This is a genomic window from Persicobacter diffluens (genome assembly GCF_036244895.1).
Lineage (GTDB): Bacteria > Bacteroidota > Bacteroidia > Cytophagales > Cyclobacteriaceae > Persicobacter > Persicobacter diffluens.
This window is the reverse complement of record NZ_BQKE01000002.1, coordinates 622,461-643,187: the sequence shown is the minus strand read 5'-3', so window position 1 is coordinate 643,187 and position 20,727 is coordinate 622,461. Positions and strand designations below refer to the sequence as shown.

16 protein-coding genes are annotated in these 20,727 nt (G+C 40.4%); 10 read left to right on the top strand and 6 right to left on the bottom strand.

Annotation, left to right across the window (positions count from 1 at the left end; genetic code table 11):
• The first annotated feature begins 132 nt into the window (after positions 1-132).
• The 9 genes from AAA970_RS17135 to AAA970_RS17095 all read left to right on the top strand — a co-directional run bounded on the left by AAA970_RS17135 (position 133) and on the right by AAA970_RS17095 (position 13,249).
• On the top strand, positions 133-417 hold the full coding sequence (locus AAA970_RS17135; RefSeq protein ID WP_338238114.1) for a hypothetical protein: 285 nt from the start codon (positions 133-135) through the stop codon (positions 415-417).
• Between the two features lie 234 nt (positions 418-651).
• On the top strand, positions 652-1,140 hold the full coding sequence (locus AAA970_RS17130; RefSeq protein ID WP_338238113.1) for a hypothetical protein: 489 nt from the start codon (positions 652-654) through the stop codon (positions 1,138-1,140).
• Positions 1,141-1,342: 202 nt separating this feature from the next.
• Positions 1,343-1,969: a hypothetical protein gene (locus tag AAA970_RS17125; protein WP_338238112.1), complete on the top strand. Its 627-nt coding sequence runs from the start codon at positions 1,343-1,345 to the stop codon at positions 1,967-1,969.
• Between the two features lie 729 nt (positions 1,970-2,698).
• A complete protein-coding gene (locus tag AAA970_RS17120; RefSeq protein ID WP_338238111.1) occupies positions 2,699-4,084 on the top strand; it encodes a family 43 glycosylhydrolase in 1,386 nt (461 codons plus the stop codon).
• Between the two features lie 458 nt (positions 4,085-4,542).
• Positions 4,543-4,764 carry a hypothetical protein gene (locus AAA970_RS17115; protein ID WP_338238110.1) on the top strand — a complete coding sequence of 74 codons (222 nt, stop codon included), beginning with the start codon at positions 4,543-4,545 and terminating at the stop codon, positions 4,762-4,764.
• 807 nt (positions 4,765-5,571) lie between these two features.
• Positions 5,572-6,387 carry an SdiA-regulated domain-containing protein gene (locus AAA970_RS17110; RefSeq protein WP_338238109.1) on the top strand — a complete coding sequence of 272 codons (816 nt, stop codon included), beginning with the start codon at positions 5,572-5,574 and terminating at the stop codon, positions 6,385-6,387.
• Positions 6,380-10,015, top strand: a complete 3,636-nt coding sequence (locus AAA970_RS17105) for a metallophosphoesterase (RefSeq protein WP_338238108.1) — start codon at positions 6,380-6,382, stop codon at positions 10,013-10,015. Before AAA970_RS17110 ends, AAA970_RS17105 begins: the two co-directional genes overlap by 8 nt.
• Before the next feature lie 978 nt (positions 10,016-10,993).
• On the top strand, positions 10,994-11,926 hold the full coding sequence (locus AAA970_RS17100; RefSeq protein WP_338238107.1) for a putative phage abortive infection protein: 933 nt from the start codon (positions 10,994-10,996) through the stop codon (positions 11,924-11,926).
• A gap of 15 nt (positions 11,927-11,941) precedes the next feature.
• Positions 11,942-13,249 carry a DEAD/DEAH box helicase gene (locus tag AAA970_RS17095; RefSeq protein WP_338238106.1) on the top strand — a complete coding sequence of 436 codons (1,308 nt, stop codon included), beginning with the start codon at positions 11,942-11,944 and terminating at the stop codon, positions 13,247-13,249.
• 249 nt (positions 13,250-13,498) lie between these two features.
• Here AAA970_RS17095 and AAA970_RS17090 read toward each other — a convergent pair whose 3' ends face one another.
• Positions 13,499-14,941: a membrane dipeptidase gene (locus AAA970_RS17090; protein WP_338238105.1), complete on the bottom strand. Its 1,443-nt coding sequence runs from the start codon at positions 14,939-14,941 to the stop codon at positions 13,499-13,501.
• Between the two features lie 591 nt (positions 14,942-15,532).
• Between AAA970_RS17090 and AAA970_RS17085 the strand changes: the two genes are divergently transcribed.
• Positions 15,533-16,012 carry a response regulator gene (locus AAA970_RS17085; RefSeq protein ID WP_338238104.1) on the top strand — a complete coding sequence of 160 codons (480 nt, stop codon included), beginning with the start codon at positions 15,533-15,535 and terminating at the stop codon, positions 16,010-16,012.
• A gap of 406 nt (positions 16,013-16,418) precedes the next feature.
• On the opposite strand, the gene AAA970_RS17080 is transcribed toward AAA970_RS17085, so the two are convergent.
• The 5 genes from AAA970_RS17080 to AAA970_RS17060 form a co-directional block, all read right to left on the bottom strand.
• A complete protein-coding gene (locus AAA970_RS17080) occupies positions 16,419-17,180 on the bottom strand; it encodes a hypothetical protein (protein ID WP_338238103.1) in 762 nt (253 codons plus the stop codon).
• 166 nt (positions 17,181-17,346) lie between these two features.
• Complete coding sequence (locus AAA970_RS17075; RefSeq protein ID WP_338238102.1) at positions 17,347-18,114, bottom strand: 5'-methylthioadenosine/adenosylhomocysteine nucleosidase; 768 nt, start codon at positions 18,112-18,114, stop codon at positions 17,347-17,349.
• On the bottom strand, positions 18,114-18,809 hold the full coding sequence (locus AAA970_RS17070) for a Dph6-related ATP pyrophosphatase (protein ID WP_338238101.1): 696 nt from the start codon (positions 18,807-18,809) through the stop codon (positions 18,114-18,116). Before AAA970_RS17070 ends, AAA970_RS17075 begins: the two co-directional genes overlap by 1 nt.
• 91 nt (positions 18,810-18,900) lie before the next feature.
• Positions 18,901-19,569, bottom strand: coding sequence for a nitroreductase family protein (locus tag AAA970_RS17065; RefSeq protein ID WP_338238100.1), 669 nt, complete (start codon positions 19,567-19,569; stop codon positions 18,901-18,903).
• A gap of 3 nt (positions 19,570-19,572) precedes the next feature.
• Entirely contained in the window at positions 19,573-20,349 is a 777-nt protein-coding gene (locus AAA970_RS17060; RefSeq protein WP_338238099.1) for an NAD(P)-binding domain-containing protein, read from the bottom strand.
• Positions 20,350-20,727 lie beyond the last annotated feature (378 nt).

The following is a 20,727-nucleotide window of genomic DNA, read 5'->3' as shown; positions in this document are numbered from 1 at the left end:
TACTCGGTATTTATATGATTTTTGCCGAGTTCATTTACCTTGCACAACTAGCAGGTTTACATCTGATTTACTTTTTTTTTAGGTATTATTCTATTCTCAGCTTGCATTGTTGGAGGGTATAGGCTTTGGAAAATGAAAGATGTGAATGTTTTAATGCTTGCTTTAGTTTTGCAAATTTTCAGATTTACAATTAATGGTTTTCATTATCATTTTACTACTGGAGCCGAAGTTTTAATTACATTTTTACCTGAACGTGATTTCAGTATTTCTTTACTGTCAGGTCAATTTGGTCTTGCTATTAATTCCAAAGAATTTTTCATCGGAATTAATATTTTTACTTTTTTGAACATCCTTTATTTGGCGGTGTTTAAAAAAAATGTTTTAACGGTAGAATCTTCTCAATTAGAGCAAACTTAGGTTTTGGTTGCGGGAGTTCAATTTTTCCGGCTTTGTGTTTAAGTTGTAATGTTGGGTTTGGAGAAGACGGAAGGGTGATCTATTGATAGCAAGGATAAACAAGTAAACTCCTCGTATTTGATGGTTATTTTTATCCCTTTTAATGGGGGTAAGTGTTAAGGTGATTAAAGAGTTGGTGTTCTATTGTTTTAATGAGTAGGGGGTTATATATTTCGTTTTTAAAAACCACCTACTATGAAATATTATATCTTCTTAGTGCTGTTTCTTTTTGTATTTAATCCGGGGAATGCACAACAGCTATCCAGCTCTAAGAGGCATAATGTGGTCTTTGCCGAAATGGGCGGTGCCATGGTCGCCGGATATGGTTTAGGGTATGAGCGATATATTAATTTAAAACCTAAATGGACCACCTCTTTAAGGGCTGGTGCAGGAATGATTGATCATTCCAGTGCCTTCTCTTCCTTTGCCGGAGGGAGTTTGATTTTTGGTAAAAGGTCCGGTCTGGAATTGGGATTTAATTATCTGGTGAATTACGATGCTAGGACCTTCCGCACTACGGGAGAGGGAGAAGCGTTTCAAAATGGCCTGCAGACGCTGATCGGATACCGCTATCAAAATTGGGAAAATGGACTGATGTTTCGGTTTTTTTATGTGCCACCTGTGGGCTGTTGTGGTAGTGCGATTCCTCTTTATGGAGGAGCTTCTTTGGGCTATGCTTTTTAAAAAGCCATGGATATGTTTCTCTAGCTTCAGATTGATATAGGTGTAATCTTCTGATATTTAGATGGTAGCCCCCTAGGTTATGGTTTGGTATATGTAGCGGGAGCTTAAATTGTTTAGGATTGTATTAAGTTGTAATATTGGATGTGGGAAAGATGGATGATAGTTCTGGTAACTCAAAGTCCATTCTCAAAGAACATAGAAAATGAAGCGAAAGAAAAATTCTAAGAATAAAAAGTCCACCCAACTGAGGGATTCTTTGCTAGTAGTATTTATTGGATCAACCATTTTTACTTTATGGTTTATTTTTATTTCCGGACCTGTCGAAATAGAGGAACAAAATGCGGTTAAAACTATAGGGACCATTAAAAAAACAAATTGGCATAGCGGAAGATACCATTATTTTATTTATTATAAAGCAAATGATAAGGGGACGCGCTTGGTAAAATCAAGCCAAATCGGAGATTTGCAAGTAGGCGAGCATTTTATCGTGGTATATGATAAAACAAATCCTGAAAAACATATTTGTGGTTTAAACTTTCCTGTGATATTGAAAAAGGAAAAGTATCAAATTGGAACAGGGAGAATAAGCTGGATTGGTAGAAAGTTTGGAGAACGCTCTACCAGCAATATAAAATTTGTATACTCCATTGCTGGCAAAGAATATGAAAGAGAGCAATCCTCTAATATTCTACGATTTGAAAAAACCGATAAAGTTGAAATTATCTATAACAGTGAAAATCCTTCAATCGCATATATTATTAAAAATGTATCTACAGGCATTGAAGACCCTCATTTTGAGTATTATGTCAATAGGATTACAAAAGAATAATATAAACCAATCCAATCCGCCAAGTGCCTTGTTGGAGATTTTTTGATTATCAGGCGGTTAAAGCTAATTGCTCAAAATACAAAAAAGGATTCCCTTCCAGGCGGAATCCTCATTCTTTTCCTGAACACCACCATCCCCCCTCATTTCCCTGCATAGGCCTTTCGGGCTTTGGCAGAAGCGAGCAGGGGACCTATGGCATAGCTAGTACAATGCTTGTCCTCTTCCGGCCGGACGTTAATTTGGTGTTGTAATTGGTCTACTCATCTTAGCTCAGGAGGTTATGCTCCAATGATGGATGGAAACCGATCTATGCCTCACTTTTGAATGAAGGAGGGCAATTGGATTGGCGAACACTGGGAGCGAGGTGGACGATGATTTCCTCAACGAATTGAAATGATTGGTAAAGTTTGGAGTGAAATGGGTGGCATAAATCGAAGGGGAATAGCCATCAACTTTCAAATAGCTCAACTTTCGCCTTACCGCTTTACTTTCAGGATAAAAAGTGGCCGGATGGTTTTCCTCGGTGGCTGGTTCGTCTGCTGGAAGGATTTAATCTATTTGGGTGAGGTGATTCCGCTTTTCCCCCTGTTTAGCCCATGATAATTGACCCAAGGAGGTCGTTTGAAACATTATTTTAGCACATCGATAAAGCTTCTTCAATGCATTGTTTAGTACTTGAATGGGCGGTTATTGATTGAACTTCATTTTTTGAGCTAATTTGATTTTTTGATGATACAAAAAATATGGAGTGCAGGCCTGTTGATGTTGGGTCTTGCCTCATGTGGAACTTCCTCCCAGCCGGTGCAAACCGATTCTTCAATTCCGGGATTTAACCCCAATGCCATTTCAGTCAATTCCATCGCACCTGATCGTGGATTGGCGGATCCCCATGTGTTGATTGTAAATGATACCCTTTATGCGATGTGTGGCCACGATCGTGATTGGAATATTGTGGATTACTGCCAGATGGACCGCTGGGAGTTATGGTCTTCTGTGAACCTCAAAGACTGGGAGCATCAGTTGAATATTTTGCCCACCCAAACTTATATCGGGGATCTGCCGAACTGCTGGGCCGGTGATCTAGCCACCAAAGACGGCAAGTATTATTGGTATTTTTCTAATCGAAATATCAATACCGGCGTGATGGTGGCGCCTTCCATGCAAGGGCCGTGGGAAGATGCCCTAGGAAAACCTTTATTGCCGGAAGGGCTAACTTCCACCAAGTCCTATGATCCGGAGGTTTTTGAAGAGAATGGGGAGCATTTTATCATTTTTGGGGCAGGGCAATATTATATCGCTAAACTGGGAGAAGACATGCTTTCGTTGGCGGAGGAGCCACAGAAGCTCATGATTTATAATGAGGATGGCAGTCGTAAACCTACAGGAGACAAGCCGACCTTATTCAAAAGAGGAGACTGGTATTATTTGTCCTGGGGATTTCGATACAGCATGTCTAAAAATATAAGAGGACCATATACTTTTAAAGGAGAATTTATTGACGGAGGCCATGGCTGTGCTTTTGAGTGGAAAGGGCAGTGGTACACCATGCAAGAGAATCATGAAACCAATGCCTTTTATCGTGGTGTTCAAATCCGTCCGCTTTATTTTAATGATGACCACACGGTTTACATACCCGAAAATAATTTTGAGTATCCTTTACCCGGCCGGATTTATAATTTTGAACATAGCACTCAAGGTTGGAGAAGTGAACATGCAACAGCCGTGAACCGCAATGAATCTGCAAATACGCTTTTCGGAACTTCTGCTTCGGAGGGCGCCATCATAGCTTCCACCCCTTTCATCCACACGCCGATTCATTTATGTGAGCAGGTGAAAATCGTAACAAAAAATCTGTCCGGGACCAAGTCCATTAAGCTCGCCCTCAATGGTTATGATGATCCGAAGCGATTTACACGCGTGGCGCCGAAAAAAGTGGATTGGGATCAGGAAGAATGGATCACGGCAGAAGTGAAACAGGGTGATGGCTGGCAGGAAATTATCATCCCCTTATCTCGCTTTATGACACGCAAGCAACATCTGCATCAAATTGGCCTTCAGCCGGTACCGGATCAGACCAATGCTGATTGGGAAATTCAGAGTGTGATTGTGGAGTGATGATTCTTGCGCTCAGGATTAGAACTCTTCACCCAAGATTAAAATCATGGGCGAAGAAATTGCCTTTTTTCCTGAGCATGAGGGATTACCAGTTGGGTGTAGGGATTGGATATATGCACGGGGTCGGATGATTGAGATTTTCCCTTGCCCCTGATTTTAATCTTGGGCAAGGAATATAGGATTTGAATTAAATGATGATCCTCTTGTATGAAAGCCTGTGCTTTTGATTTTAGATGTTGTGGAATAGTGGTTTTTCAATCTTGGGATGGCTCTAATTTTTCACCCAAGATTAAAATCATGGGCGAAGAAATTGCCCTTTTTTGTGAGCATGAGGGATTACCAGTTGGGTATAGGGATTGGATATATGCACGGGGTCGGATGATTGAGATTTTCCCTTGCCCCTGATTTTAATCTTGGGCAAGGAATATAGGATTTGAATTAAATGATGATCCTCTTGTATGAAAGCCTGTGCTTTTGATTTTAGATGTTGTGGAATAGTGGTTTTTCAATCTTGGGATGGCTCTAATTTTTCACCCAAGATTAAAATCATGGGCGAAGAAATTGCCCTTTTTTGTGAGCATGAGGGATTACCAGTTGGGTATAGGGATTGGATATATGCACGGGGTCGGATGATTGAGATTTCCCTTGCCCCTGATTTTAATCTTGGGCAAGGAATATAGGATTTGAATTAAATGATGATCCTTTTGTATGAAAGTCTGTGCTTTTGATTTTAGATGTTGGGGAATAGTGGTTTTTCAATCTTGGGATGGCTCTAATTTTTCACCCAAGATTAAAATCATGGGTGAAGAAATTGCCCTTTTCGCTGAGCATGAGAGATTGCCATTTGGGTATAGGGATTTGATAAATGCGCGGGGTGGAATAATTGGAGTATTCCCTTGCCCCTGATTTTAATCTTGGGCAAGGAGATTCCATTTTTTGAATAATTATTTCGTCTGGAGGTTAGTTGCGCCAATAACTTAATAAATGATGGACAAATGTTCAGTCCTGTTTTCTCGATCAAACCAGATTCATGTGTTCGCCTGATCTGTTTATAAAAGCATTTGACTCGCTATTTTTGCGGGTTCATCTCCATTTTTAAGGATAACCATTTCTATTTTTATTTGATTGCTAAGGATAATGGGAGGCCTTTCCCGTATGTCCTGATAAATCATCATTAATTTTCCTGAATCGGGGAACGGATGGTATTTCTCGGGTACGACAGGCTAAATTAATTTTATCATGGTTAAAATAGGAGGCTGAAGATGAGGAAAATGGCAGTCGATGGGATGACTAGAAATTTGAACCAATGCTTAGTGGTAATTTTGTCAAATTTTGGATCAGGATTTTTTTAATGATATTTTAAAGAAAATCGGACATCTATTCTTTAGAGGAAGTCAAATCATCTATGATAGGGGATTAAGATCAGTCAAATGAATAGGCGGGTTGAAAAGGCGAATTTTCTTCCCCAGAGCAGATTTATTAACAATATGTGGAAAATTTATTTTAAATACTTTTTTTTAGCCCTTGGAGGTTTTTGTATGCTTCAGGCTTGTCAGCCTGCTTCCGTCGATCGAGGTGTACCAACTTTTCCAATGCCAATGGAGGCGGATCTGTGGGAGCTCCCGGATGCTTTGGATGAAATATCTGGTTTGGCCTGGTATGGAGATGATCAATTGGTGACCATTAATGATGAGGTCGGTTCCTTTTTTATTTATCATTTGGACCAACGCAAATTACTCGAGGAAATGAAGTTTGAAAAGCGAGGCGATTTTGAAGGGGCGGCCTATGTGGCACCTTATTTTTATGGTGTAAAGAGTAATGGTACGCTTTTTAAGATGCATGCGAATTCCCGAAAACTAGAGAAATTCATATTGCCCTTTACCAAGCGCAATAATATTGAAGGCTTAACCATTAATCACAATGGACAATTGCTTTTGGCCTTGAAAGGAAATGCGGGATTGCAGGGAGAATGGGAAGATTTTCAGGCAGTTTATCAAATAGATCCATCAGCTCCTAAGCAGGCGCTATTGGCGTATCAATTACCGGTGGATGGTGATACAGGACTATCCGGAATTGCTTGTCATCCTAAAAGACCTGAGGTATGGATTTTGTCTCATCGCTCGAAAGAACTTTTCGTTGTTCATGAAATAAACGGCCAGTTAATAAAAGTTTATAAGCTGGATAAAGGCCGCTTCCCTCAGGCAGAGGGAATTTGCTTCAGTCCTGAGGGCCGGCTATTTATAGCCAGTGAAAAAGGAAAGAAAAAACATGGGGTAATTTTAGCATTTGACGACTTTGAATAAAAAACGATACTTATTTATATTCTTATTTTTTTGTGTAAATATTGTTTTTGCTCAAGGGACAAGCTATACCGTTTATTTGTTGGGGGATGGCGGAGCAGCAAAGAAAGGGGATCCCTGGCTGAAAGAATTGTTTCGGCAAATAGCGGATGAATCTGCCCCTTCAGCTGTAGTATTTTTAGGCGATAATATTTATCCTAACGGTATGCCTGAGAGGGAAGATGAGGATCGAGCCAGAACTGAAGCTATTATTAAGGCGCAAATAGAGGATTTAAAAAATTATAGCACCCGAGTAGTAATGATTCCCGGTAATCATGATTATGCGCAGGGGCGTCGTTCGGGTTTGGAGCGGCTAGCCGAACAGGAAAATTATGTCAATCAGTTATTGGGGGATTCTACTTTCCTGCCGCCTGGTGGTTGCCCGGATCCGATAGAGCTTACCCTGAATGAGGATATCACGCTTATTGTTCTGGATACTCAGTGGCTGCTATACGGCCATCAGGATTTATCCCTGGATAGGGACTGCGAATGTAGGAGCAATGAGGATGTTTTCTTGGCATTGCAGGATATCGTGTTCCGGAACCAGTTCAAACAGTTGGTGGTGGTGGGACATCATCCAATGTATTCTCATGGGGCACATGGAGGCTATTTTCCGCTAAAAAGCCATATTTTTCCATTTACAGATAAGGTCCCCTGGCTTTACCTTCCTCTTCCTTTGGTAGGATCAGTTTATCCTTTGTCCAGAAAAGCTGGGGTAAGCCCTCAGGATTTCGGGCATCCGCTAAACCGTCAAATGAGAGATGCTTTTCAAAAGATTTTTGCGGAACATGATGCCCTGATTTATGCGGCCGGCCATGAGCATACACTGCAGCATTTTCAGGTAGGGGAACATCGGTATATTGTGAGTGGATCCGGCTCAAAAGAGTCTCCGGTAAAGGCATCCGTAAAAAAAGGCGCACTGAGTTCCTTTGCCACTTCGGAAAGAGGTTTTGCGAAAATTCAGTTTTTCCAAAAGGGTAAGGTAAATATCAGTTATTATAATGAGATGGGCTTGCTTTATGAGGATAATTACCAACAAAAGGTAAAGGTCCGGCCGGAGGTGACGGATAGCAGACTGATGCAGGATAGCATTACAGTACCGGCAGCGACTCAGTACCTGGCTGGAAAGTCCCGCATTAAATGGATGGGAGAAAATTACCGGGAGGATTGGGCCACGCCGGTGAAAGTTCCGGTTTTTCATTTGGACCAGGAGAAAGGGGGATTGAAGATCGTGCAAAGAGGCGGGGGCATGACGACCCTATCTTTTCGTTTGGAGGATAAAAATGGTAATCAATATGTACTACGTTCTATTGATAAGGACCCGGTAAAAGCAGTACCGGAAATGCTGATAGGGACTATTGCCACCGAGGTGGTGCAGGATCAAATTTCTGCTTCTTATCCCTATTCCGCTTTGGTCGTTCCTAAAATGGCTGATGCGGTGGGTATTTATCATACTAATCCTAAAGTGGTGTATGTTGGAAATGATCCTCGCTTTGGGATTTATCAGGAAATTGCCGCGGATAAGCTTTATCTCTTTGAGGAGCGTCCCTCAAAAAATTCCGGGCAGGTGGAGAGTTTTGGGAATCACAAAAAGATCATATCCACTGCGAAGGTCATTGAGAAGCTTAAAGAGGATAATGACAATCAGGTGGATGTGGATTTTGTGCTGCGTAACCGGCTTTTTGACATGGTGATTGGGGATTGGGATCGGCATGATGATCAATGGCGCTGGGTGGAAATAAAAAGCGGCAAAGGACATTTGTACCGGCCAGTGCCCAGGGATCGGGATCAGGTATTTTTCATTAATGAGGGTATTTTGCCACGAATAGCTTCCTCCAGATATATTCTGCCTAAAATTGAAGGTTTTAACGAGACCATTCGTTGGGAGGAAGGCTTTAACTTTAATGCTCGTTATTTTGATCGTCACTTTTTATCCGAAGCTAATCAGGAAGATTTTCAAAGGGAGGCTTTGCACATTCAAAAGCAATTGACCGATGAGGTAATTGATTCAGCCCTGAAGGCGCTTCCGGATACCTTATATCAAAAGCGAGCTGCAGAATTTCGGACTAAGCTTATTGCCCGAAGAAATCAGCTGCCACAATTTGCGGAAAATTATTATCAGGTTTTGGCCAAACAGGTGACGATTTTGGGTTCACATAAGCGAGAACAGCTTAGGGTAAAACCTTTTGAAAATGGCGATACAGAAATTAGTCTTCATAAAATATCCAAGAAAGGGAAGCTGCGCCAGCAGTTATATCAGCGAACATTTAGCCCGGAGGAAACAAGTGAGATCCGACTTTTTGGCATGAATGGGGAAGATCAATATGTGTTTGAAGGCCAGGGAAAAAGTAAAACTAAAATTCGCGTAATTGGTGGGGAAGATCGGAATCTATATGTAGACAGTATGACGAAGCCTATAAAAAAGAATATCATTATTTACGATCAGGCTGAAAATAATGAATTTGAAGGAATGGGGCATGCTTTAAAGAAACGAATTTCCAAAAATCCAGAAATCCAGCGGTATAATCGTCGGGAATTTAAATATGATCAGGTATTTCCATTATTATATGCGGGTTATGTACCCGATGATGGTGTGCAATTAGGAGGAGGGGTGAATTGGACACATTATGGTTTCCGGAAGGAACCTTATGCGTCCAAGCATTACCTGGTGGGAGCGATCACTTCTCGTTTGGCTTTTAAAGTGAAGTACCGTGGAAAATATACGGATGTCATCGGAAAGCAAGATCTTTTTTGGGATGTTGAGCTTCGTGCACCTAAGAATTCTAACTTCTTTGGTCTTGGGAATAAATCTGAATTTTCGGAAGAATTTTCTGATGATTATTATCGATTCCAATATACCTATCATCGGATCAGCCCTTCTTTTCGCTTTTCTTTGCCTGCTCATATGGATTTTAATCTGGGGCTGAATTACATCTATACGGATAGTGAAAATAATAGCTTTTCTGATGATCGTTATTTTGTGCAATCTCAGTCGTCTGAAGCTATTCCCCTGGCCTTTAATGCTATGAATCATTTAGGGCCTTTTGCAAGATTTCAAATTGACCGTCGGGACAGTCAATCCATGCCAAAGAAGGGCTTTGATCTATGGGGAACTGCTTCCTGGAATCATAATATTGGATATGATGATTTGAGCTATGCGCATTTTGCGGCTTCCTTCTCCCTTTATAAAACCCTTACCATCCCCAAAGATCTGACATTGTCTTATCATATCGGGGGTGAACATAATGAAGGGACTTATCATTATTTGCAGTCCAATAAGTTGGGGGGGAAGAATGATATGCGAGGGTTTCGTAGAGATCGGTTCTGGGGAAGGTCCTCCTTTTGGAATAATGCAGATATGCGACTTGACCTTTTTGACTTTAAGAACAGTATTCTTCCGATGACATTTGGTTTGACCGCTTTTTATGATTTCGGTAGGATATGGCTTGAGGATGAAGTTTCGGGTACCTGGCATCGAGCGTATGGAGGTGGGATTTATCTCAGTCCTTTAGATAAAATTGCCTTTACGGCCACGGTTGGACATTCGCAGGAAAGTACTTTGTTTTTTGTGGATGTAGGTTTTGGGTTTTAATTATTTTGATTAATTTAAGAGCAAAAAAACATGAAGCTATATTCAAAATATTCTTTTGTTCCTTTCATTATTGCTGGTATTAGTATCTATTTTCTGGCGTGGGAATGTCGTGGGCAGGAAGCGATACCGTTTGCTTTATTTATTATTGGTACAGTTCAAATTTCACTTGCGGGCTATACTAGACGGCAATATCAAAAATCTCTTAAAAATGAGTCTTGAGGTGGATAAATGCTTTCAAGTTCCCCCCTTATTTTCAAGATATTCATCATCTTTTCACCATATAAGGTGGTTTTTTGATACACAAAATCACTGAATATTCAGTCCCGAATTAGCGCTATTAGAAATATTATTTTGATTTAATCTTATTAAAGGTGCTTCTGCATAAAGAATTATTGGTAAAATGAATTTGGTTGGGAGATAAACATCCGTATGGTAATTTCCAAAGTGGATGTGTTTTTTTTATACTTATTACATAAATGGAATCGAATGATTTTATGGCTATTTTGAATATTCTAATCGGCTTCGTGCCGAGCATAAAAATTTCAGGCCCTCATCAACTGGCGAAAAGTCATGGCTTCTGTAATCAAAAGGGAAGGCTTCACAGCCTTATTCCTCAAAATCATTTTTAGTCTGCCTTATTTTGCAAATATTGCCTTGGTGGATTTCGTCCAATGACTCGTCTAAATTTTTCACAGCCTTGATTTTTTTATTTCTTTTTTTCCAGCTGCAAATTCGAATTATTGGAAGCGATTTCGGGAAATTTTCAACAACAGCGATGCTATTCACTCAAAATAATCCTGTGTCGCTTCTGCAATACTTCAAATTTTCGCTGTGAATTTTGGCTTTTAAACACGCTCTAAAATTCTGTTTTATCAGATTTTCAGAAAAATGGGAATTGCTTCGGAAGCCCTCCCTCCTTCAGATATAATTTCACTCCTGATTTATTTTCCTTAGCTTTGCAGCCGGTAAAGAAGAGGAATGAAGCGAATAAAGGAAGTAAACTGGACCATTCTGCTGGTCACTTTTTTGGCAATTTTCGGCATTACTTTTATGTTGTTAATGGCAAAAAATCCCATTTTTCAATCGGAAGAAGGGCATTATACCTCCTCCCTTTGGAGTGAGTACGGGGCTTTGATGGCTGGGGTCGTCGGACCCGTTTTTTCATTGGTGGGTTTTGTCTTGATATTTGAAACCATTAAATGGCAAAAACGCATTTTTGAGCGACAGCAATTTGAAACTAAATTCTTTGAATTGTTGAAAATTCATCGCGAGAATGTCAACCAGATGAGTCACCGAGATCCTATGCTTTCAAGTGGGGAGTTTATTCATGGTCGCGCCGTATTTATATTACTGCATCGTCAATGTCTGAAGCTTAGTGAACAGGTCCGTGACCTGATTCCCCAGGAGGAACATCAGGACCCAAAAATCTATCAGGAAAAGGTATTAGATATCGCTTTTTTGTGTTTCTATTTTGGAGTGAGTGAACAGTCCGTTTTTGGATTAAAGCCATTATTAGAAAGGCGTTTGGGGAATAGGCTGAGTGAGAACGTACTTGAAAGTTTACTGGCTTTGAAAAGCCAATATGATCCAGATGTAGCCTTTTATACGGGGCATCAGTCCAAATTGAGTAATTATTTCCGACATCTTTTCCATACCCTGCAGTTTGTGGAGGTCGCTAAGTTTTTGAAAGAGGAAGAGCGAACTTCTTATATTCAAATGTTGCAGGCGCAGCTCACCACCTATGAGCAGGCCATGATGTTTTATTTTTCACTTTCCACTTTGGGGAGATCCTGGAAGGAAAAAAACTGGATAGAAACTCATGGATTGGTCCGGAGTATGCCACCCTGGTTTTTATCCTGGGTAAATCCGGCAGATTTTTATCAAATCAATTATGAATATCACCGACTTTAGCGGAAATTGGCAAGAATGGAAAAGCAATTTGTAAGTGCCTTGAAAAATATGGGAATTAGTCAGCTAAATCCCATGCAAAAAGCGATGTTGGAGCAGTTTGCAGCTCATCCTCATTTGCAATTAATCGCGCCAACAGGTAGTGGCAAAACTTTGGCTTACCTCCTGCCTTTGGTGAAACAACTGGATCCGGAGCAAGAAGGAGTGCAGGCGCTGATTGTCAGTCCCTCACGGGAATTAGCCTTGCAAATTGAGAAGGTTTTTAAGGCGCTTAGGACCAATTTTAAGATCAATAGTGTTTATGGCGGCCATCCATGGCAGACGGAGTTGAATAATTTTCGGCATACGCCCGCAGTTTTGGTCGGCACCCCTGGCCGTATCCTGGATCATATGGACCAGGAGTCCTTTGATGCGACCACTGTACAATATTTGATTTTGGATGAGTTTGACAAATCGCTGGAATTTGGATTTTTGGGAGAAATTAGCAATATGCTTTTTCATTTGTCCGGAGTAGCGCAAAAGGTTTTGGTTTCAGCGACAGATGAAATTGAAATTCCGGAATTTCTAAAATTTCAACAAAGTCATAAGTTGGATTTCTCCGAGACGGAGAACAAAGAACGTTTTACTTTTTATGAAGTAAATGCAGCTCCTGAGGAGAAGACAGAAAAACTTTGTGATTTACTCTCTCTAATTGGGGAAGAATCTACCATTGTTTTTTGTAATCATAAAGATGCGGTGGCTCGTTTGGAGGAAAATTTGAAAAAGCGAGGATTGATTACAGTGGCTTATCACGGTGATTTGAATCAGCATGACCGGGAGCGCGCTTTGATTAAATTCCGCAATGAAAGCTGCCGGATGATGATTACCACAGATTTGGCTGGCCGTGGATTGGATATTGATGGGGTCAAACATGTGGTGCATTATCAATTGCCCCGAAAGGCAGCTACCTTTACGCACCGAAATGGTCGGACTGCCCGTGTAGATCGTGACGGGAAGGTATACATTTTCCCGGCTGAGGAAGAAATTGATTATTTACCCCAAGGTTTAGTTACTTTTGATTTTCCTGAAAGAATTCCTATTCCGGCGCATCCGCAATGGGAGACCATCTTTTTTAGTCGGGGGAAAAAGGATAAAGTGAATAAAATTGACCTGGTGGGATTATGCTGTCAGCAAGGTGGTTTGGAAAAGTCGGAGCTTGGAAAAATTGATGTGTTGGATTTCTGTGCTTTTGTGGCGGTAAAAAGAGGAATGGGTAAGCCATTAGTGAGAAAACTTCAGGATAAGAAAATCAAGAAGCGTACTTTTAAATTGGGTTTGGCTCGATAACCTCCATTTTCACTCCATGGGTGTTAAATTCACATTTATTCAAATGATTCCTGCTTAAGTCTTCATTTAGCTGCTTAGCTGGAAAATGGAGGGGAATTCCTTGTTTCGAGTTTTTTTGCCAAAGCAACAGTCGAATGAGGATAAAATAATTTTACCCAAATTTGGGCTATTAATAAATGTGTAAAAACCAATGGGGTGATAATGAATTATTTGTTGTAGCCCGCTGAATATAAGGGAGATTGACGAGGTTTAATAATTCCTTTGGATAAAAGCGAGGGCATTATTTTTCATTACATTTTGGACAATTTGCTGTGCGGGCAGGTAATTGTCGGATAGTTTTAACCGGTTTTCTTTTAAGAAATTGAAAGCATGCTCCTGGAGATGGAATGCTAAATCAGGCATGTCTTCCGCGGTCCAGATTCCATTTAATGGGTTGATAATCCCATCAAAATCAGTGCCCAGGGCGATGTTGTTCCAGGCTTCCATACCATTGCTGTCCAACAATTGGGCAATGTATTGGATCTGATCCCAAAGCAATTTTGATCGGTAAGTCAGAATGTTTTTTCGTTTAAGGGCATGTTTTACTTTTTTTAGGGACTCTTTGGAGGTCAATCTCCTTTCATCAATTTGTAGGGCAAATATTCCTTTACTCTTCGCAATTAGTATTAATTCATCATCATAGAAATTAATGTCTTCTTTTAAAAATCGTTCTGCCTGCGGTTGGTCTGATAACCTTTGATCAAAAAAAGAGCGTAAGCCATTTACTGCACCATGGCTTACAATCACGGGTGTATCGGCATATTTGGGATGGTGCTGTAGCCATTGATAGTATTGATAGCGCGCTGTTGCACTCATGTGCTTCACGTCTACTAATATTTTCCTGCCCGTTTCCTCCGAAAGCATTTGTTCAAGGACGGTCATTCCCAAAGGGGTGAAGCCTGTGTTGAGTCCTTCACTTTGGTCCGTGTTCCTCGCTACAAAGCCATCCAAACTTTTAGCATGGCCACAAAGGTGATTCCAAAAGTGATGTGCAAAAGTGATATATAAGGGGGAGAATGTCCACTGTTTAATGGTCGTGAGATTTCGCAGGACTTCTTCTTCTTGAGGGTTTTTACCAAGTCCTGTATTTAATACATGAAGACCTTCAATGGTCATGATCACACAAATGGTGGAACAGCTAGGCTCCGGATTTCGAGCGATTTTCAGATATTCATCGAAAGAGCGGATTAATTTGTAGTTATATTTTTTCCCCTTTATGGTGATGGTTTTTTTATCAAGCTGTTGATAAAATCCGTATTCAGCTTGTAAATCTTGAAAATAATCTTCAATCTTTTGCAGATATTTTATTCTTTTCATGCCAATCCCGGTGGCAATATTTGATAGGAGTTGTTGGCTGAAACGATGTTTGATTTTGTTTTCCAGGAACCATTTCTCTATAGGATAAAGGGATACACAGACCAGCCCTACATTGCCTTTTGAAATACTGGTGAAATTGGCCTGAGAAAATTTGGTGAGGCCAAAAAGGTAATTAATTCCCTTTTTTAAGAGATTAGGAGGATTGTAGTGCCATATACTATTCCATGACTTAGAATTGTCGGAGTTCTCTCCGGCGGTTTTATTAAAGCTTTTCCCAAAAGGCTTCAGCGCTGGGTGACAGTGAAAATCAACGTAAAAACACTCAGCTTGCTTCATAGCATTTATTCAATATTTTTTTAACATCCAGTTTGTAAAAACGGTATAACTATGCCAAGTGGTCACTATTTTCACCACCCAATTTGGTTTTCATTGGTCATAATTCCCTTCTATTAAGGTAAGCACTTCAATATTTGATTGTTTGCTGTATGGATGCTTTTCGGAGTGTAATAACCTCTATTTCGCCTTTTTCGGATGAAGCAAGTGTAGCAAAGGTGTTTTTCTTCTAAAATTGAATCCTATAATTTTTGATTTAAGCTTACAAGATCAATGCAAGTTCACGACCTATTTTCACCTTTAAGCTATAGTTTTTGATGATGTAATATTTTCTAGCATCCTTATAGCAGGACAAGCTGGAATAATCATTTATGGTGGTTGTGTTAGATATATTCAAAGTCCTGACAAATGCGCAAATGTGTGTTTTTCATCATTCTCTGAAAAAATTAAGGGTTTTCCCAATTTGAGACGTTTCGTTCAGGTCATTTATTACATGCAGATACATTATTGTTGTATAGTATTTTATCACAAGGGAATGGTTGGTAATGATTGGGGGGCATGTTGATGCGTTTAGCATTATAAATTGTAAGACTCATGACTAAAGAAAAACCTAAAATCCTTGTTGTAGATGATGATATCATGATTTTAAAAATCGTGCAACATGCACTTAAAGATGATTATGAAATTCATGAATTTTCTAGTTTGCAATCGGCCATGCACGCCCTTATTTCCGGCCTTCAGCCTGAATTCTTTATAGTAGATTTAGAGATCGGGCCCCACTCCGGCTTTGAACTTCTCAACTTTTTACATTTATCCAAGCAATATTTCCCGGAACAGGTAATGGTGCTTTCCGGTAATGAAAACTTGGTTTCCATTGAAAGTGCCTTTGAGGCTAAAGCCTTTGATTATTTAAAAAAACCTTTTCACCCGCGTGAATTATTATTGCGAATTCAACGGATGGATCACCGACTATCGCTTGTTAAGGGATGTCCTTTGGGGGAAGTAATAGAGGAGGAAATTTACGTGGCTGAAGCCTTTGATCCATGGGTGTATGAAATGGCCATGGAGGAATGAGCATGCTTCCGTGTTTGAAGGAGATACTAATTTAGGAGCATAAATGCATGCCATTTGGCTGCAAATTCGAATTTTGGCTTTAAAACATACTCTAACCTGATTTATTCACCACTAGATTTAGCAACTTGATAAAAGATATTACTACCAGCGGTTTGCAATTAGATTTGCAGCGGTTTGAATAGCTCAAATGTAGGTAAGCTTGCTTTCCTCTCCATCACCTGACTCATTGGAAAAAACTGGATGAAGGGATTATTGCTTTTTTCCGCCTAACGAAGATTTAAGCATTTGGAATCCGGCTTAACTTTCTATTTTAGCTCAGGCGAAGCCTTTATGACTTTTAACACACAAAAAAATCCCATTTACCGGTAAAGGTAGATGGGCTTTTTTCACTTACTTAGGGAGCACATTATTGCGCTACAGAAATACCACTGTTCATTTTGAAAGAGATAGGCGCTGATTTGTCAATTACCAATTCTCCTTTTTTAAGAGCAGATGCACCTAAACCAGCAGCAGCACCAACACCTGCACCAATGGCAGCGCCTTTTCCTTTATCTTTAGCGAAAATTGCTCCTGCGGCAGCACCAACACCAGCGCCTGCTGCGGTTGTTCCTACCGTTTTGGTTGTTTGGTTTTTACCAGAAAACGCCAGAGTTTCGGTATTCAATTTATACTTCTGCCCATTGATCGTAACACTGCTCAGGGTAAGGCTCATTTCAGATTTACCACCCAAACGCTTTTCATTTTTAGAAGCAACGATGGTTCCATTGACCACCGCTCCTTTTGGAATGGCTGTTTTTCCGGAAACAGAAATAGGGGCAGCCACTTTAGCGCTGAATGCCTGACCACTAGCGTTGCTTGCAGTCGATAAGTCATTATTCAAGTTGATCACTAGATTTGTTCCTGCTGGAACAAAAAGAGGATCCGGCTTTGGGGCAGGAGCAGGAGTAGTTTCTTTTGGAGTGGAAGCAATATTGTTGCCGTTGCTGGGCTTGCTATTGGAAGGTTTGGAAGGAGCTTGTTTTTTTGCTTCTCCCTCTTCTTCAATAATATTGCCTTCAGCGTCTGTAACGACCTCCGTCTCATCCTGCTGGTCTTTTTGTTGTTTTCCTCCACAATTGTAGAAAAAAGGTACACTACAAATACAAAGGATTAACCATGCTCTTTTCATTTCTAAATTAGCTTTATTAAGTGAATGGATTTCATTATTCAAACAATTGCTCCATATTTATTGTGAATTTATTAACGATTTTTCCTGATAAAAGCCGTTAAAAACTAGGATTAATACGGAATAGGCGCCAATTTATGAGATTAATGCTAATAATTTTGAAAAATTTTTAATTTATTTCCAAAATCATATTTAAAATTACAGTTTCGGATATTTTCGCTGCTTTTCGAGCAATTTCCTGATAGGTTTGCGTTGCATTTCCATCAGCTTTGTCCGAAATGCTTCGAATTATTACATATGGAATTTGGAAGTTTTGCGCAATTTGAGCGACCGCAGCTCCTTCCATTTCCACAGCACTTGCGCCATATGTTTCAAAAAGCATTCTGATTTTTTGGGGATCATCGATGAACTGATCTCCGGTGACAATAAGTCCCTCATGGACTTTTTCAGTCCCAAAGGCTTTTACGGCAGCCTCAAAAGCCATTTGTTGTAAACCCATGGAGGGGTAAAAAAAGCCATTTTCATCGGCCCCCGGTGCAAGTCCCACTTTCCCATCGAAAGTATGGGTGTCAAAATCGTGTTGGAAAAAGGCATTTCCGATTACGATGTCTAAGACCTCAAGATCCGGCTTTGCCGCTCCTGCGATTCCGGTAAACCATATTTGCGTGACCTTGAATGTGGTAGCCAGTAGTGTGGTGGTCATGGCGGCCTGGGCTTTGCCTATGCCACTTTTGCAGAGGATTACCTCCTGGCCCGAAAGCGTTCCTGAATAAAATTGTTGTCCACCAATTTGGGTGGAATCTAAATTTTCTATTTTGGATTTTAACAACACAATTTCTTTATCCATTGCGCCCATTAATCCAATTTGCGCCTGGACAGTAAAATGGGAGAGAACTACCAATAGCAGGCCTAAAATGCTTTTTTTAGTGGAAGTCATTATGCTTTTTCTAAATCACAAAACCAATAAGTGTGGTCCCAATTATCCCCTTCTTTTTTGGGGTAAGTGAATTTCTTTTTTTCTCCTATTTTAATAGGAAGAGGTTTTTCGAAAATTGGCCCATCATAAACGAAAGTATGAAACTCTCCATTTTCACCACAAGGATCCACACCTTCGGGAAGCGCGTCAAGAAATTCCTGATCAATGATCCGGCCAATGAATTCCTCTCCCAGGAGACGGTCATTTACACATACCGTTATGGCTTTAAATCCCAGTGCAATGAATTCTTTCAGCAATGCATGGGTATCTTTTTTCCAAAGCGGGTAAATGCCCTTAATACCGGAGGCTTCCAGTTTTTCATCACGATAGGCTTTCAAATTTTCCAGAAAGATATCTCCAAATATGGCTTGTTCAAATCCTTCGGCTTTAAGCTCATGCATGGCTTCTGCCATTACACGGTTATAACTATCCATATCCTCTGAAGGAGGAAGTTGTACCATTTTTAGCGGGATGTTTAAGGCATCGGCTTGCATCTCCAGTAATTCTTTGCGGACCCCATGCATGGTGATGCGCTGCTGTTCCTCGCTAATAGTAGTTAAAATTTTTCCTATTCCTCCCGGGTTTTCATTCAAAAAATGATAGAGCGCAAAGGAAGCATCTTTTCCTCCACTCCAGTTGATGTATGTCTTGCTCATGATTTAATTTTCGTCAAAGATGCAGGATGTTTCTGATTTTTCCATCGGTACAGGCTCAGAAAAGTGGGATGGTGTGCCTTAATTTTTAGGTTTATTGATACCAGTAGGTAAATTCGTCCAAATCTTTTCTTTTCAAATTGGGTACTTCAGCATCCGCTGCCGGAAAGCCTACCGGAAGTAATAGAAAAGGCTTTTCATTTTCAGGTCTTTCTAGTAATTCATGCAGGAAATTCATGGGGCTGGGGGTGTGGGTAAGGGTTACCAGTCCGGCTTCATGGATGGCATTAATCAAAAAGCCACAGGCTAAGCCAACAGATTCGTTGACATAATAATTTTTCTTTTTCTCTCCATTAATGAGGTCATAGGACTTTTTAAAGACGATGATGAGATAGGGGGCAATGGAAAGAAATTCCTTATGCCAGTCGGTGCCGAGGATTTCTAAATCTTTAAGCCAACTATCACTCATGCGGGAATGGTAATTCTCATATTCTTCTTTTTCTGCTGCCAGCTGAATGGCTTTTTTTAATTCGGGATTACTCACCACACAAAAGCTCCACGGTTGTTTGTGGGCGCCACTTGGCGCGCAGTTAGCGGCTTTCAGGATGTTTTCAATGATTTCGGGATCCACAGGATCATCCGAAAAATGGCGAACGCTTCTTCTTTGATTGATCTTTTGATAATACGCTTTGGCAGCAGCAAGTGCGTCTTTTGCTTCCAATTTCGGAGCAGTGTAGGGGAGGAATTTTTCCTTTTTATTCATGGCTTACAGGGCTTCAATAGGGTTGGGGAATTGGTATTGGTATCCCGATTTCAGGCTTTTGTCGGAAGAAACCGTTTTACTTTTTTCAATTTGGCTAAAAGTCGGTGGTTCCAGTCCTAATTGTTGACTGGCTTTGGGATAAAATTCACTACGAAATGGATGCTGCGGACTGCAAACATTATAGATGCCTTCCAATTGCCGGGAAAGGGCATATTGACAAAAGCCCAGCGCATCGTTTAAATGAAGCATATTGATGGGTTTGTCTGCCAGGCCTTTCTTTGCCGCCAAAAATCTTCCGGCTAATCTATGAGGGCCAAAAAGCCCGGCGAAGCGCAGAATTAAGCATTTTTCAAATCGATCGAGCCAAATTTTTTCCGCTTCAACAAAGGGACTTTTTAATGCAGTTGCGTTTTCCTGTGCTAATGGCTCATCATCTGGATAAATACCTGTGGTGCTTATAAAGATGACCTTATCGACCTGACCGGCTTTGAGTTCATTTGCTAATTTTTCCAGCCCTTGTAAATAGGTATTTGTGGGCATTACCTTCCTTCTTGGGGGAATACTGATTAGGGCGATGTTTGATTGACTCAGTGCTTCAGGTAATGGGTCGGTGAGGCGGAATTGGAAGGCCTTTATTCCATTTTTGGTAAAAGAAGTCAATTTTTCTTTTCCAGTAGTGGTACCTAAAACAGTGTAACCCTTTTCAATAAGTTTTAAGGCCATAGGATAGCCAAACCATCCGCAGCCTATAATGGAAATTGTTTTGTTGTTTTGTGTCATTAATTCCAAAATACAAAAACTAATGATATCCCCATTAATTCTACGATGAATAAGTAGAGCTTATTGTTCAAGATAAGGATTTGAAGTGCAGGGCTTTTTCATGAAAAGCGAGATCGGTAATTCACTCATTATAAATTCAATTATTCCTTTCTTCGATATATTGATAAAAAAAGAAATATAAATAAGAGGCGTGTCCCTTTCGCTTTTGCTAGCATAACCTTTGCCTGTACGTCCACTGATCAAGGCCGGTTTGTTGGAGTGGAAAGTATCGCAGCCACCAACAGACCAAAAAGTTACCAGAAAATAATTCGTGAAAATTTGTGAAATTTGCGGCTAAAAAACTCACCACTTATCTAACTTCTGAACCTTACAGTTACA

What these genes read in the sequence shown, in the direction of transcription:
- AAA970_RS17095 (WP_338238106.1), top strand. Translation starts at nt 11,942, where the DNA reads ATGGAAAAGCAATTTGTAAGTGCCTTGAAAAATATGGGAATTAGTCAG.
- AAA970_RS17130 (WP_338238113.1), top strand. Translation starts at nt 652, where the DNA reads ATGAAATATTATATCTTCTTAGTGCTGTTTCTTTTTGTATTTAATCCG.
- AAA970_RS17100 (WP_338238107.1), top strand. Translation starts at nt 10,994, where the DNA reads ATGAAGCGAATAAAGGAAGTAAACTGGACCATTCTGCTGGTCACTTTT.
- AAA970_RS17080 (WP_338238103.1), bottom strand. Translation starts at nt 17,180, where the DNA reads ATGAAAAGAGCATGGTTAATCCTTTGTATTTGTAGTGTACCTTTTTTC.
- AAA970_RS17135 (WP_338238114.1), top strand. Translation starts at nt 133, where the DNA reads ATGAAAGATGTGAATGTTTTAATGCTTGCTTTAGTTTTGCAAATTTTC.
- AAA970_RS17060 (WP_338238099.1), bottom strand. Translation starts at nt 20,349, where the DNA reads ATGACACAAAACAACAAAACAATTTCCATTATAGGCTGCGGATGGTTT.
- AAA970_RS17115 (WP_338238110.1), top strand. Translation starts at nt 4,543, where the DNA reads ATGAAAGCCTGTGCTTTTGATTTTAGATGTTGTGGAATAGTGGTTTTT.
- AAA970_RS17125 (WP_338238112.1), top strand. Translation starts at nt 1,343, where the DNA reads ATGAAGCGAAAGAAAAATTCTAAGAATAAAAAGTCCACCCAACTGAGG.
- AAA970_RS17075 (WP_338238102.1), bottom strand. Translation starts at nt 18,114, where the DNA reads ATGACTTCCACTAAAAAAAGCATTTTAGGCCTGCTATTGGTAGTTCTC.
- AAA970_RS17070 (WP_338238101.1), bottom strand. Translation starts at nt 18,809, where the DNA reads ATGAGCAAGACATACATCAACTGGAGTGGAGGAAAAGATGCTTCCTTT.
- AAA970_RS17120 (WP_338238111.1), top strand. Translation starts at nt 2,699, where the DNA reads ATGATACAAAAAATATGGAGTGCAGGCCTGTTGATGTTGGGTCTTGCC.
- AAA970_RS17085 (WP_338238104.1), top strand. Translation starts at nt 15,533, where the DNA reads ATGACTAAAGAAAAACCTAAAATCCTTGTTGTAGATGATGATATCATG.
- AAA970_RS17110 (WP_338238109.1), top strand. Translation starts at nt 5,572, where the DNA reads ATGTGGAAAATTTATTTTAAATACTTTTTTTTAGCCCTTGGAGGTTTT.
- AAA970_RS17065 (WP_338238100.1), bottom strand. Translation starts at nt 19,569, where the DNA reads ATGAATAAAAAGGAAAAATTCCTCCCCTACACTGCTCCGAAATTGGAA.
- AAA970_RS17090 (WP_338238105.1), bottom strand. Translation starts at nt 14,941, where the DNA reads ATGAAGCAAGCTGAGTGTTTTTACGTTGATTTTCACTGTCACCCAGCG.